Here is a 13,030-nt window from a genome sequence, read left to right as displayed (position 1 = left end):
GATTGCGCTGCAGCGCAGCATAAAGATTGCCAAAAATGCGACAGAGGCACCAAAACACCGCCCAAAACGCGGGCAGTGTGAAAACTTGGGCTATTTTGGGCGCGAATCTACCCGACGTGAAACAGCGTGGTGAACAGCTTGGGGTCGATGCTTTGGGCGGCAAATGTGTCGCCTTGGGTCAGAATACTGATCGCATCATGGCTGTGCAGGCTTTCTTGGTGGCTTGCCACGACACGGAAATCACCAATGCGCGGGTCCGCTTGCAACTGTTCGCAGAACAGGCGCGCCGCGTCTTCGACAAAGATCGGGTTTGCGGCGTTCAGCTCGGCAAAGGCCTGTTCGTCTTCACGTTTGACCATCACTTGGGTCTCGGTAGGCACAGCGCGGCGCGCGGCCTCGATCAAGTCTTCGAACCACAGGCAATCAGCGTCATATTTCACATCGACCGAAATGCGTGCCACCGACCGCTGCGAATGCGGTGTGGCCAACTGCCCGCGTGTGGCGCGCGCATGTTCGGACAGTTCCAGCGAACAGGGGCAGGTTGATGAATAGACGTAATCCAGATGCATGATCTTTTTACGCACACCTGCGATTTCGACCAGCTCCAACGCGATGTCATAATATTGGTAGCCCGACAGACCAGAGCGCAGGCTTTCGATCTTCATCGGAAAGGAAAACCGCATCTGAATGCGCGCATCCAAGCTTTCCAGATCGGTTTTATAGTCATCAAGCGCTGCTTCCATGACCTCAAAACTGAATGTCTGGTCGCCATGTTTATAAAAGCTGCGCATGATGCGGGACATGTTGATGCCCTTTTTATCCGCCTCAAGGCTGACCGATCCGGTCACCGAGGTTTCAAGCGTCAGATCGCCATTATCACGGGTGTGAAACCGCAGCGGCAGGCGGAAGTTCGAAATTCCCACGTGCTGGATCTGCTGTTTGGCCCCCCGGATCAGACTGGACGGGCCATTTTGCAAATCAGGCAAGGTCGCCTTGTAATTGTCGCCAACGGCGAAATCGTCAGGGTAAATGCGGTTGAATTCGGGGTAATCATCGACCTTAGTCAACAGCCGCGCCAATGCAGGGTCCAGCGCGTCCATCTCCGATTGACTGGCCGCTGCCGCCCAGGCGCGTAAAGTATCCAGCGCCGCCGTGGCGGCCGCGCGGTCAGGCTGTGTGGACCCAGGTGCGATGACATTCATGATAAGCCCCCCTTGGTAGCTGGACTTTATATAGGGCAATCACCGTACCGTTTCCATGAAACTGCTGACAATAGTGCGCAGCCGCGTCCGAATTTTACGCCGAGCGGTCCAATGCCTGTTTGATATCCGCGATCAGATCATCCACGTCCTCAAGCCCTGCTGACATGCGCACGAGGCCATCGGTGATGCCCAACACGTCTTTTTGGTCTTGCGGCAACCGCTGGTGCGTCGTTGTGGCCGGGTGGGTCGCAATCGATTTCGCATCGGCAAAGTTGTTGGAAATCGTCACCAGCTCCAACGCGTTCAGGAACTTGAAACAGGCGTCTTTGCCGCCCTTTACCTCAATCGCGAAAACGGTACCGCCGGACGGCGCTTGCGTCAGTGCAAGGTCGTGCTGCGGGTGCGACGGGTGCGTCGGATAGCGCACGGCATGCAGGCGTGGATGGCCGTCCAGCGCATTGGCCAGTTTCAGCGCGGCGTCAGATTGCGCCCGCACGCGCAGGTCGATGGTTTCAAGCGCTTTCAGATGTGTCCAGGCGGTGAACGGGTTCATCGCCCCGCCTGTGTGTTTCATATAGGCCTCGATCGGGCCGCGGATCAGGTCTTTGGTGCCGCAGATCGCACCGCCCAGCAAACGCCCCTGCCCGTCCACGTGTTTTGTGGTCGAAATGATCGCGATGTCAGCCCCACATTCCCGCGCATAGGAATAGACCGGCGTGGCCATGGCATCATCGGCCAACACCAATGCACCAACGGCATGGGCCTTGGCCACCACATGGCGCATGTCCACGACTTCCAATGTCGGGTTCGAGATGCTTTCAAAGAACACCATCCGCGTGTCGGGCCGGATCGCTGCATCCCATGCCGCATTATCGGTGCCGTCAACCAATGTGATTTCAACCCCGAACCGCGCCAGGATGTCCTCAAGCACATACAGGCACGAGCCGAACAGCGCGCGGGCGGCAACCACGTGATCACCAGCCTTCAGCAACGCCGTCAGCGCCCCGTTAACCGCCGCCATCCCGGATGTGCAGGCAAAGCAATCCTCGTATCCCAGCATTCCAGCGATACGGTCTTCGAACATCCGCACAGTGGGGTTACCATAGCGCGCATAGATAAATTCATCATCACCCAGCGATTGGAACCGTGCCTCGGCCTGTTCGGCACTCTCGTAGACGAACCCTTGGGTCAGAAACATCGCTTCGGACAGTTCGTTATACTGGCTGCGGCGGGTGCCCATGTGAATGGCCTTGGTGCGTGGCTTCCAATCGTTGCTCATCTTTATCATCCTTCCGGCCCGACAGTTCGGGCATAAAAAAACCCCAGACGCGGTCAAGCGAAAGGGGGCTTTCATCCTGACCTTTTAGCGGTATTTCAGCAAGTCGCCCTGCCCGTGGCCCGCAATCCGGTAACAAATCGCCACGCGACATCTGCTACGCCTGTGCGCGCGCCACGTCAACAGCCTGCGTTATAGCAGGCCGCGCTTTCCCTTGCGGGTGCCACCGAAACCGGCAGTATGGGCCAAACACCGCATCTAAAAGGTACCTATGCCATGTCCGCACCGATTGATCTGTATTACTGGCCCACGCCGAACGGCTGGAAGATATCTATCGCGCTCGAGGAAATGGCCCTGCCCTATGCCACCCATCTGATCAATATCGGCGCAGGCGATCAATTCGCGCCAGAGTTTCTAAAGATCGCGCCCAACAACCGCATGCCCGCGATTGTCGACCCCGACGGGCCCGATGGCGCGCCCATCTCGGTTTTTGAATCCGGTGCGATCCTGCAATACCTTGCCCGCAAAACCGGCCAGTTCGGCGGCACGACCGAGCGTGAAAAGATCGCGGTCGAGGAATGGCTGATGTGGCAAATGGGCGGGCTGGGGCCGATGGCGGGGCAAGCGCATCATTTCCTGAAATACGCCCCGCACATGGATCCGCCCAACGATATCCCCTATGCCAAAGACCGCTATCGCAGCGAAACGGCGCGGCTATACGGCGTGCTGAACCGGCAACTGGCTAACAACGAATTCGTCGCAGGCGATTTCATCTCGATCGCGGATTTCGCGATTTGGGGCTGGGCGTCGCTGTGGGAAGGTCAGCAGCAAACGCTGGATGACAAACCCCATATGGCCCGCTGGCTGGACCTCATGGGCGCGCGCAAGGGCGTGCAGGCAGGCCGCGCGCTTTACGCGGAAAAACGTGCTGATTTCCGCGCCGATAAAGACGCGCAATCGACCTTGTTCAAAACCAAATGATGCGCCGCAGGGCGCGCGTCAGGTTTCGTCCTGTTCGATGCTGTAAGTTTGAAACAACTTGCCCTGCGCCATGAAAAACGCAAACACCGCCGCCGTCAGGCCAAAGGTCTTGAAATAAACCCATGTTTCGGTACTGGCAAAACGCCAGATCACTTCATTCGCCAGCGCCAGCCCGAAAAAGCAGAACATCAACCGCTTGGTCAGGATCATCCAACCCGCGTCTTGTAGGGGCATCATTTCTTCCATCACGTATTTCAGATAGGATTGCCCGCGCGCCAGACCGATGGCCAGTAAACCGCCGAACAGCAGGTAGATCGCGGTTGGTTTCATCTTAAAAAACCGCTCGTCATTCAGCCAGACGGACAGCCCGCCAAACAAAGTGACCAAAATCACCGTGGCCACCTGCATCCGGCTCAGCTTGCCAGTCAGCGCCCAAAGCGCACCGGTGGCCAAGATCAGCAGCGGAACAAAAGCCGCCGTAATCAGGATAAAGCCGCTGTATTCCGTGCCCCAGACCGTGAACACATCATCCTTATAACGCAGATAGGCCACGAAAAAGATCAGCACGGGCCCGAACTCTAGGGCCGATTTCAGCAGCGGGTTAATCTGGCGTTTCTCGGTCATCTTACTCTCCAATTATCCGCCCATTTCGACGATCACGGCACCTGCCGCGATCAATGCCATCAACGCCACACGGCGCGGGCCTACAGTTTCTTTCAGGACCAACCAGCCGATGACGGCCGCAAACACGGTCGAGGTTTCGCGCAGCACTGCGGCCTCGCCCACCTTATCCAGCCGCGTGGCCAGCATGATTGATCCAAAGCTAAAGAACGCCACAAATCCGCCCGCGACACCACGTGTCATCAGCGGGCCAAGCGCGGGCGGGTTGGGCATGGTCACATAGCGCCGCCATGCGATAACCGGCATCACCAGCCCGTCGATCATGAAAAACCACGCCAAAAAGGTGAACGGGCTTTGCGTCGCGCGAATGCCGTAGGCGTCAAAGGTTGTATATAGCGCCACGAACAGTCCGGTCAGAACCGCCAGCGCAAGCGCCACGTTCAACGTGTCCCGTTCGGACACAAGATAGATCATATTATACAGCGCCAGCCCAAAAATGCCTGCCATCAGCACCCCCACGCCCATCCACTGCACCAGGGTAAAGCTTTCGTTGAAAATCAGATAGGCACCGATCACCGTGAACAACGGCCCCGTGCCGCGCACCACGGGATAAACGACGGTATAGGCCCCCTTGGTATAGGCCCATGCCTGCAGCACTTTGTAGACGACATGGATCGCAAACGCGCCGGCAAAGATCACCCACATATGCGGTTCGGGCCAAGGCACGACAAACAGCGCAAAGGGGGCCGCCATCATGCCATAGGAAAAATCAATCGCGCCGCGCGTCAGCCACGGGTCATGCCGCCCCTTTTGCAACGCGCCAAACACCGCATGCAAAAATGCCGCCAGCAACGCCAGCATGAGGGCCACCTGATGCCCCGTCGGTGTGCCTTCGATCTGGGCAAGCCATTCGGTCACGGGCATGTGCCCCGCTTGAGAGTATTCACTGAGGGTCCAACCCCATCAACGCATCCGCAAATTCCTGTGGATCAAAGGGCTGTAGATCATCAATCTGTTCGCCTACGCCAATCGCATGGATGGGAAGGCCGAATTTATCGGCCAGCGCCACCAGAACACCGCCCTTGGCGGTGCCGTCCAGCTTGGTCATCACAAGACCGGAGACATCCGAAATCTCTTGAAACACCTTGACCTGATTTAACGCGTTCTGGCCCGTCGTCGCGTCCAGCACCAACAGCGTGTTATGTGGGGCTGATGGATCTTTCTTGCGGATCACGCGCACGATCTTGGCCAGCTCCTCCATCAGGTCGCCGCGGTTTTGCAGCCGTCCTGCCGTGTCGATCAGCAGCAGATCAGCGCCATCGCGTTCGGCCTGCCCCATTGCATCAAAGGCAAGGCTGGCCGGGTCCGACCCTTGGGCTGCGGTCAGCACAGGCACGCCCGCGCGGTCACCCCAGACCTGCAATTGTTCAACAGCAGCGGCGCGGAATGTATCGCCCGCTGCAATCACAACGTTCTTGCCCGCCGCCTTGAACTGGCTGGCCAGCTTGCCAATCGTGGTGGTTTTGCCGGACCCGTTCACGCCCACAACCAGCACAACTTGTGGCGTCTTCGCATAAAGCGGCAAGGGCTTGGCAATCGGCTCCATGATCCGCGCGACCTCGGCCGCCAACAGACGTTTGATTTCCTCAACCGACAAACGTTTGCCAAAGCGCCCTTCGGCCATGTTTGCCGTAACGCGCAGCGCCGTATCAACGCCCATATCGGTCGAGATCAGCAGCTCTTCGAGCTGTTCGAGCATCTCGTCGTCCAGCACGCGGCGCACGACCGGTGCAGCAGCGCTGCGCCCCATCAAACGGCCCATCAAGCTGGGTTTTGCGGCCTCGGGCTTGGCTGGCGCGGGCGATGGCAAATCCGTGACCGCAGGCTGGATGGTTTCACGAAGCGGGACGGGTTCGGGCGTTGGTGCCTCCTCCTCCGGAACATCAGCGGGCAGCGGTGCGGGTTCATCATCGACGGCCTCGGGCAATGCCTCAACCGCGATGTCTGGCGTGTCCATCACCTGATCTACGGGCAGTTCGTCAATCGTTTCGACTGCGTCAACAGCGCCGCCTTCCTCAACGATGGCCTCAAGGCCTTCGTCGATCTTTGACGATGATTTGAACAGTTTGCTTTTCAGTTTCTTGAAAAAGGCCAAGCGTCGTCTCCGCGAAAAGTGTCAGGCGTTTGCTATGATCTATAGGCTCATATGGCCAGAGGGAAGGGCACCCGCCCGAATTGCCCATTTCTATGCCCATCGCCCCAATCGAACTGGCATCCGGACATGGTATTTCCGTCTTTTCTGATAGGGCTCAGGGCTTATTCTTTGGACGATTTACGTTTGATGCCCCGCGCCGAAACAATCGCCTTCACCAGATCATCCGCACCAAATGGTTTTTGCAGCAAGGTCACCTTGGGGTTCAAGCGCCCGTTCTGAATGATCGAGTTTTCGCTAAAGCCCGACATAAAGATCACGGCCGCCTTCGGGTACAGCGGGCTTAGGCGTTTGACCACTTCGTTACCGTCCATGCCGCGCGGTAGGATCACGTCGCTTAGGATCAGATCAACATCAGAAAGCGTTTCCGCCATTCTCAACGCCTCTGGCCCATCCTCGGCGTCATGGACGACGCAGCCCATCGATACGAGCATGGTTTTGAACATGGCGCGCAAATCTTTGTTGTCTTCGATCAAAAACACCACCATCCCGGTGAAATCCGGGCGCTGTTTGCTCCGCTCGCGGTCATCCAGTGTTGCGTTTTCTTCGGCTGAACGCGGCAGGTAAAGCTTGACCGAGGTGCCGATCCCCAGTTCGGAATACACCTCAAGATGGCCGCCCGATTGTTTCGCGAACCCAAAGGCCATCGGCAGGCCAAGCCCGGTTCCCTTGCCAACCCCTTTGGTCGTGAAAAACGGTTCAATCGCGTGTTGGATCGTCTCTTCGGACATGCCGCAGCCGGTATCGTTGACCGAAATGCGCACATATTCGCCGGGGACCACATCAACATGGCTGGCGGCGTAATCCTCGTCCAGTTTGCAATTGGTGATCTCAATCGTCAGCAGCCCCCCGTCTGGCATCGCATCCCGGCTGTTCACCACCAAATTCAAAAGCGTCGTCTTCAGCTTTTCCGGATCCGCAAAGGTGCCCCAGAGATCGTCATCCGCGACGATTTCCAAATCAATCGCTTCGCCCACAGACGACCCCAGCAACGCGCTGGAATCCCGCATCAATTCAGCCGCATCAAAATGCGTTGGCGACAGCGGTTGCTTGCGCGCGAATGACAGCAATTGCTGGGTCAATGTCGCGCCACTGCCCACCGCCGATAGCGCCACCTCCAGAAATTCGCGCTCTTGCGGGCTGTCTAGCGCCAAAAGCGTCAGTTCAATATTGCCCGAGATAATCGCCAGCAAGTTGTTGAAATCATGCGCAACCCCGCCCGTCAGCATGCCAATCGCATCCAGCTTTTGCGCCTGAAGCAATTGTTCTTCGACGATCTTCTGCTCGGTCACGTCCAGAATAATAATCTCAAGCACGCCATCGCCCGTCACCTGATCAATATAAGGCTGCACAATATGTCTGAAATACCGTATCTCGTCGTTCTTTAACGTGAATTTCAGCACCCCTTCGGACATTTTCCCTTGGTTAAGAACCGCACGGATAGAGGCCAATTTTTCAGGGTCCTCATCCCGTAGGAATGTGCCCAAAAATTCGCCCCGCACATCAACGTCAAGGACCTCTGGGACAGTCATATTGAAAGCGCTGGCAAAGGCGGGGTCGCATTCGGTGAATCTGTCTTGCGTGGAGTTAAGCGTCGCATAGCCAAGCCGCGCAAAGAGCGCCACATGGGTCAACTTGGTCATCGACGCCTCAAGCACCTCTTGAGAGGATAAAATTTGATCACGCATCCCGTGGATCGCATCCACAAGCCCCGTCAGTTCATCGCGCCCACGCGGCGACGGCCCGTCATTCAAGTCGATGTTAAGCGCGCCCCAATCCCCCGAATGGTCCTTGAGCGTGTCCGAGATGGTAAGCACCGGCTGCAACAGGGTTCGATCCAGCAATCGTAACGTCAAAAATGCCGTGAAAAACACAAAAATGGCCGAGGTCAGAATGGTGGCAGCGATACGCACCAAAATGAATTCCCAAATCTCGGATTTAGAGACTTCGAGGCGCAAGGTACCGATTTCGACATCACCCGATTCCCCGCCCCCATAAAGCGGCAGTTCAAGGACATACCCCGCCACGTTATCGCCCAAGGTGCCCGCCGTCAGATCGATAAACTTGCCATCTGACACTTTGGCACCCGTGACGGCCCCGAATTTCACATAGCTGTCCAGCAATTGCTGCGCGTCCTCAAGGTCGTATTGCCAGACGTGGTCTTGCATCGTGGCCAAGGTGGCATTGGCCAGATTATCAACCCGCTCTTTCAGCCGCGCCTCGGCGATACTGAAATAGATCAGCGAGGGCAGCAGGCAGGCCACCATAAGCAGACCCAGCATCGGGCCAAGTATCGCCCGCCAGATTTCGCGCCTGATGCCCGTTGTAAAACTGCGCAGTTTCATTTCGGGCCCCACTTCATCATTGCAGGGGCCAAAATATTTTCCAGTGTTCCGTCCGCCTTCATCAGGCGGATCGCCGTCGCCAGATCAAGCGCCAGATCAGCGTGCTCTGCGCTTAGATGGATAAACAGATCCGTATCAAAGGTGTGTTCCGAGAATTTGAGACCCGTAACCTCATGTTGTTGGGCCTGATAGCGTGCCTGCAAAAAATACATATAAGCCACATCAATGCGGCCCTTTATCAGCATGTCCATCAACCGGCCCGAGCTGTCGGCCGCGTAAGTATCTGGAACGTCATGCAAATCATCCTCGGCCTGTTTCCAGCCTTCGACATAACCAACGCGGTACGATTTTAGGTACTCCTTGTTCATCATCATGATGTCGTCGCGCAGATACACGCCGCCCGCCTTGCCGGTATAAATCCGCTCGGGGACACGCACCAACGGGGCCAGTATAGGAACGTCCAGCTCTGGCGTGGCAAAGTAGCCGTCAAATTCGCCGGTAAGGCTACCCATTAATCCGCGCGCGGGCGACGTGGCCTGATAGGTCAGCCCAATACTCGCGCGGGCAAAGGCTTCTTGCACGATACGGTCCAGATATCCGTCTTTCGCGACGGTGGTCAGGGGCGGATATGGCGCTGCGGCAAGGTTTAGATGCCGGTCCGATGCCTGCGCTGCCGGCACCGCAAGCCAAGCTGTGCAACACAGCGCAAGAACAATGGCACGCGCGCAAAATGACAGCGCCGCAATTGGCCCTGCCCCCCTGTCAGCGCGCAGGTAGGATGTGGCCAAGCGCAAGGGGGTCACCATTATTACGACATCTCCGCAAAGTAACTCTCGCCAAAGAGACGTATTCAAGGCAAGTTTCAGCGCCAAATTGCCCCAAAGACCTTCAAAATGCAACTTTCTGCGACGAATGGTCATCCTATGGTAACGAACAGGTAAATCTTGTGCAGTTGCGACCATTCCTGTCGTTCCGCTGACACCAACCAAGCCGCAAGTGCAGACCCGCTGAATGAGCCATTCTCTTCATCCGTCGCGGCCATGTTCGGCGCGGTCTAAGGCGCTATACCTCGTCGGGGAAATGCTTCATCACCAACCGGATCGGATTGGGTGCAGCCTGCCCCAGCCCGCAGATCGACGCATCGACCATGGCTTGCGACAGTTCCTCAAGCAGCGGTTGATCCCAGCGGTCCGCTTGCATCAGCTTGACCGCCTTTTCGCAGCCCACCCGGCAGGGCGTGCACTGGCCACAGCTTTCATCCTCAAAGAACCGCAGCATATTCAGTGCCGCCGCTTTGGCGCTGTCATGTTCGGACAAGACAACAACCGCCGCCGAGCCAATGAACGACCCGTGTTCTTGCAACACATCAAAATCCATCGCGATATCAGCCATCGATGCGGGCAACAGACCTGATGACGGCCCGCCCGGTTGATACGCCTTGAACACATGACCAACGGCCATGCCCCCCGCCACCCTGATGATGTCGGTGATGGTGGACCCTGCTGGCATGACATACATGCCCGGTTTCGCCACGCGCCCCGAGACAGAGAAACTGCGCAGCCCCTTGCGACCATTCTTTTCCGTGCTGTTCATCACTTGCGGCCCCTCGCGGCACACCCGCGTGACCCAGTGCAATGTCTCAATGTTATGCACCAATGTCGGACGGCCAAAGATGCCAACCTGCGCCACATAGGGCGGACGGTGGCGAGGCATACCGCGCTTGCCTTCGATGCTTTCGATCATCGCGGATTCTTCGCCGCAGATATAGGCGCCCGCCCCTCGCCGCAGATCGATGTAGCCCGGTTCAACCAGTCCCGCGTCTTCGAGTGCCTCGATTTCTATCCGCAAAAGCGCCAGCACCTGCGGATATTCGTCGCGCATGTACAAGAACACTTTTTCCGCCTCGACCGCCCATGCGGCGATCAGCATCCCCTCAAGGAATTGATGCGGCACGCGTTCCAGATACCAGCGGTCCTTGAACGTGCCCGGCTCGCCCTCGTCGCCGTTCACGGCCATATAGCGTGGGCCCGGATTTGCACGCACAAAGCCCCATTTTTTGCCCGACGGGAAACCAGCCCCGCCCAGACCGCGCACGCCGGCCTCAAGCAGTTGGTCTTGTACCGCTTCCCAATTTCCACTGCTGCGCAGGGTCTTGAGGGCTTCATACCCGCCAGCCTCTACATAATCGGAAAACACTTCGTAATCGGGCAAATGCACATGGGTGTCACCCGCATCAATCACGGCTTCGACCTTTTCCAAGGTTGCGTTGTCGACAAAGTTATGGCCGATCTCAAGCGCGGGTGCCGTATCGCAGCGGCCGATGCAGGGCGCGCGTACAACACGCACCTCGGTCGCATCCAAGCCATCCTCAAGCGCCGTCTTCAACGCTTGCGCGCCCGCCATTTCGCAGGCCAGTGAATCGCAAATGCGGATTGTCAAAGCAGGCGGCGGTGTCTCGCCCTCTTTCACCACATCGAAATGCGCATAAAAGGTCGCGACCTCGTACACTTCGGCCATGCTCATCCGCATCTCTTCGGCCAATGCGCGCAGATGGGCGGCAGACAGGTGGCCATATGCGTCTTGGATCAGGTGCAGATGTTCGATCAGCAAATCGGCGCGGCGGGGCTTTTCCCCCAACAACGCGCGCACTTCATCCCACGCTGTGTCATCCAACTGGCGACCTTTGGTGTGGGTGCGCCCCTTGCCTTTGCCGGATTTCCACACGCCTTTTTCGGGGCCTTTGCCGCCCGATTTTTTGTGTTCATCCAATGCCATATCGGCCCCCTCACCTTGATGTTCCGGCTAAGCTAGCAAACTTGCACCGCCCCTCATAATCAAAAAGCGACCCTTCCCTAATACTTTGCGCGGTGCTTGTGACAGGTTGCACCCTTTTGCGCGCCCGCATTTCGCTTATAAGAAACTTGTAACCCACAAAGGGAGCCGCCCTGATGATCTGGTACGCCATTGCCAGCCTGACCCCCGCCGTGCTTTTGGCGCTGGCCTGCCTTTTTGGCGGGGCCTGGCCGCTGGCCGCGTTGCTGTCGATCACGCTGCTGGTGTTTGCGCTGGACCGCATCACGCGGCGCGTCCCTGCGCGTGATACATCGGGACGCGGCATCAGCCTGACCTTGGCCGCCGCACATTTTGTGCTGTTGCCATTGGGCGTGTGGGCCTTGGCGGGCAACGATCTAGGCACCACGGATAAGGTACTGATTTTCCTAGGCTTGGGGATGTACTTTGGGCAGGTCTCAAACTCCAACGCGCATGAGCTGATCCACACGGGCAACCGCTGGACCCGGCGCGTCGGTACGGCGATCTATTGTTCGTTGCTCTACGGGCATCACGTCTCCGCGCATCTGCGGGTGCATCACATTCACGTCGCCACCGATGCCGATCCGAACTCGGCCCGGTTGGGCGAAGGGTTCTATGCCTTCGCCCTGCGCGCGCTGCGAGGGGAATTCACGTCGGGCCTGCGCGCCGAAACCAAGCATCGCGCGCGCGCCGCAGCGCTGCCGATCTGGTCGCATCCCTATGTGGGCTATGTTTCAGGGGCCGCGCTGACGCTCGGCATTGCCGCGATCATCGCCGGATGGGGCGGTGTGGTGCAGCTGCTGGCCCTCGCAGCCTATGCGCAGATGCAATTGCTGCTGTCCGACTATGTGCAGCATTACGGGTTGCGCAGAAAACCCCGTGCAGATGGCCGTATCGAACCCGTTGGCCCCCAGCACAGCTGGAACGCACCGCAATGGTATTCATCCGCGATGATGCTGAACGCGCCGCGCCATTCCGACCACCACATGCGCCCTGCCCGCGCCTTTCCCGCGCTTGAGGTCACCCCGGACAGCATGCCCATCTTGCCGCGATCCTTGCCGGTGATGGCCGCGCTGGCGCTGGTGCCGCCGATCTGGCGGCGCGTCATGGACCGGCGTGTCGCCCGCTGGCAACAAACCGCGTAACCGCTGGATCAGCCGCATCGTTTCTGGCAAGCTTGGCCTATGAAACATGTGCTTATGTCCCTTGCCCTTGTCATCACCACCCCGCTGGCGGCGCAAACCGCGATGACGGCACAGGAATTTGATGAGTATACCCGCGGTAAAACATTGTTCTACAACAGCAATGGTCAGGCCTATGGCGCTGAACGCTATCTCAGCAACCGCCGCGTTGAATGGTCGTTTCTGGATGGCGAATGCAAGCCCGGGTCGTGGTTCGAAGACAATGGCCAGATTTGTTTCACCTACGACGACAACCCCGATCCGCAGTGTTGGACATTCGAGAAATCCGCCCAAGGCCTGATCGCACGGTTCGAAAATGACCCCGCAACGACCGAGCTATATGAGGCCGAAGATATCGACGAAAAGCTGCTGTGCCTCGGCCCCAGAATTGGCGTCTAATA

General features: G+C 57.9%; 11 protein-coding genes. 3 read left to right on the top strand and 8 right to left on the bottom strand.

The features are described from left to right. Positions 1-107: 107 nt before the first annotated feature. On the bottom strand, positions 108-1,202 hold the full coding sequence (gene folE2 / locus AADJ11_RS09455) for a GTP cyclohydrolase FolE2 (protein ID WP_341234263.1): 1,095 nt from the start codon (positions 1,200-1,202) through the stop codon (positions 108-110). Positions 1,203-1,296: 94 nt separating this feature from the next. Continuing rightward, a complete protein-coding gene (locus AADJ11_RS09450; RefSeq protein ID WP_341234262.1) occupies positions 1,297-2,481 on the bottom strand; it encodes an aminotransferase class V-fold PLP-dependent enzyme in 1,185 nt (394 codons plus the stop codon). 273 nt (positions 2,482-2,754) lie between these two features. On the opposite strand from AADJ11_RS09450, the gene AADJ11_RS09445 reads away from it, so the two are divergent. Next, the gene (locus AADJ11_RS09445) at positions 2,755-3,459 is read left to right on the top strand and encodes a glutathione S-transferase N-terminal domain-containing protein (protein ID WP_341234261.1); all 705 of its coding nucleotides are present in this window, start codon (positions 2,755-2,757) and stop codon (positions 3,457-3,459) included. An 18-nt stretch (positions 3,460-3,477) separates the two neighbouring features. Here the strand turns inward: AADJ11_RS09445 and AADJ11_RS09440 are convergent, their stop codons facing one another. The 6 genes from AADJ11_RS09440 to AADJ11_RS09415 all read right to left on the bottom strand — a co-directional run bounded on the left by AADJ11_RS09440 (position 3,478) and on the right by AADJ11_RS09415 (position 11,412). Continuing rightward, entirely contained in the window at positions 3,478-4,083 is a 606-nt protein-coding gene (locus AADJ11_RS09440; RefSeq protein ID WP_341234260.1) for an inner membrane-spanning protein YciB, read from the bottom strand. Between the two features lie 12 nt (positions 4,084-4,095). Beyond that, positions 4,096-4,998 carry a DMT family transporter gene (locus tag AADJ11_RS09435; protein WP_341234484.1) on the bottom strand — a complete coding sequence of 301 codons (903 nt, stop codon included), beginning with the start codon at positions 4,996-4,998 and terminating at the stop codon, positions 4,096-4,098. Positions 4,999-5,023: 25 nt separating this feature from the next. Then, a complete protein-coding gene (gene ftsY, locus AADJ11_RS09430; protein ID WP_341234259.1) occupies positions 5,024-6,235 on the bottom strand; it encodes a signal recognition particle-docking protein FtsY in 1,212 nt (403 codons plus the stop codon). A gap of 161 nt (positions 6,236-6,396) precedes the next feature. Further along, positions 6,397-8,637, bottom strand: a complete 2,241-nt coding sequence (locus AADJ11_RS09425; RefSeq protein WP_341234258.1) for an ATP-binding protein — start codon at positions 8,635-8,637, stop codon at positions 6,397-6,399. Continuing rightward, on the bottom strand, positions 8,634-9,443 hold the full coding sequence (locus AADJ11_RS09420; protein ID WP_341234257.1) for a transporter substrate-binding domain-containing protein: 810 nt from the start codon (positions 9,441-9,443) through the stop codon (positions 8,634-8,636). The genes AADJ11_RS09425 and AADJ11_RS09420 overlap by 4 nt, the downstream gene beginning before the upstream one ends. A gap of 256 nt (positions 9,444-9,699) precedes the next feature. Then, on the bottom strand, positions 9,700-11,412 hold the full coding sequence (locus AADJ11_RS09415) for an NAD(P)H-dependent oxidoreductase subunit E (protein ID WP_341234256.1): 1,713 nt from the start codon (positions 11,410-11,412) through the stop codon (positions 9,700-9,702). A gap of 173 nt (positions 11,413-11,585) precedes the next feature. Between AADJ11_RS09415 and AADJ11_RS09410 the strand changes: the two genes are divergently transcribed. Together AADJ11_RS09410 and AADJ11_RS09405 are read left to right on the top strand one after the other, a co-directional pair. Next, complete coding sequence (locus AADJ11_RS09410) at positions 11,586-12,593, top strand: alkane 1-monooxygenase (RefSeq protein WP_341234255.1); 1,008 nt, start codon at positions 11,586-11,588, stop codon at positions 12,591-12,593. Between the two features lie 39 nt (positions 12,594-12,632). Beyond that, a complete protein-coding gene (locus tag AADJ11_RS09405; protein WP_341234254.1) occupies positions 12,633-13,028 on the top strand; it encodes a hypothetical protein in 396 nt (131 codons plus the stop codon). Positions 13,029-13,030 lie beyond the last annotated feature (2 nt).

Origin of the sequence: uncultured Sulfitobacter sp., assembly GCF_964021855.1 — a bacterium.
In the GTDB taxonomy this organism is placed as follows: domain Bacteria; phylum Pseudomonadota; class Alphaproteobacteria; order Rhodobacterales; family Rhodobacteraceae; genus Sulfitobacter.
This window is presented reverse-complemented; position numbering and strand designations above follow the sequence as displayed.